This window comes from Pseudoalteromonas sp. NBT06-2 (assembly GCF_002276045.1).
Taxonomy (GTDB): Bacteria; Pseudomonadota; Gammaproteobacteria; order Enterobacterales; family Alteromonadaceae; genus Pseudoalteromonas.
The window spans coordinates 1-1,220 of the sequence record NZ_NQMR01000290.1; the positions used below are offsets into that span (position 1 = coordinate 1).

The 1,220-nt window shown below is 39.4% G+C and carries 2 protein-coding genes; both read right to left on the minus strand.

What is annotated here, in order from left to right; genetic code table 11:
* Positions 1–956 (minus strand): DDE-type integrase/transposase/recombinase (locus tag CJF42_RS25455; RefSeq protein ID WP_141235679.1); only part of this gene is annotated, 956 nt, incomplete at its 3' end.
* Positions 956–1,220 (minus strand): hypothetical protein (locus CJF42_RS27900; RefSeq protein WP_170940773.1); only part of this gene is annotated, 265 nt, incomplete at its 5' end. The genes CJF42_RS27900 and CJF42_RS25455, both read right to left, overlap by 1 nt.

Here is a 1,220-nt window from a genome sequence, read left to right on the forward strand (position 1 = left end):
TAACTTTCAAACCTGCGACCAACACGCTCTTCCATATGTTTAAAAAAGCGCTCAATCCATTTCGCACGGGCATTACCGGGAATAGCAAAAATAGGCTCAATTTCAAATTGCGCATAAAAACCAGAGGTTTTATCATTCATCATTTTGCTTTTAAAACCCGAGCCATTATCGATATACACCATGGCAGGCACATTATTATGGTTTTTCATGGCACGGCTCAGGGCTGTTAAAGTACTAATTGAGTTTTCAGAAAACGTCAGTTCCCAACCAACAATGTAACGGCTTGCCACATCTTGAAATATCACTAACTCTGGGCGATAAGATTTACCCGTAACAGGGTGTGCTAAATGCACATCAACACAATGGCCATCACCGTTATAAATAAAACCGGGTTTAATATTTTCAGTAGAGCGAATTAAAAAGTCTTTATGCTTTTCACGATACAGCTTGGCACCAATACGATAAGGGCTATTAGGGCCAAGTTCATGGGGTAAATCGTTAATAAAACGCCTTACATGGTGATGCGCTACCTTAAAACCTTCATTTACTAATTGGTCGCCCACTTGAGCAAAACTGGGTGAATTAGGCGCGTGATATAACTCAATACAGCGATAAGCCCATGGGTGTTGTGCTTTGGCTTTACCTTTAAACTGCGGTAACAGGCCATTTAAACCCTCTTTTTTATAAATGTTGCACCAGTTATATATCGTGGCGCGACTGGGCATTTTACCCAAGGCATTCACCGTAGCAGTTAAGCTCGGGATACATTCATTAGAGTTATATTTTTTAACTAACATTTGATATGCCTGATCTAGTTTTTCGTTTTGTACTAATAAAAACTTCACCATTGCACTGCGATTTAACGCTGTATTACGGGCTTTTTGGCTGGCATCTTTCCAGCCCTTATTTTCTATAACCGCAGGCAGCTCTTTATATTTTTTAACGGCACCATGCATTAGATATGCTCCTTTTTGTCAGAGAAAAATGGGTTGGGTTCAAACATTTCATATAAGGTTTCGTAAGTGAATGGTGAAAACAACATGCGTAACCTGCGGTGTAAATTTTGCCATTCACATTTATTGGCTGGTGCGATAAATGTCAATTCAAAATGCTCTGCTAACTCCTGATCCCATTTGTCAGCAGGCGTTAGTCCCATATGGCAAGACGTAATATTTGCTTTTAATTCTTTATTTTCTTGGCTAATAAAAATCATGCGTGGT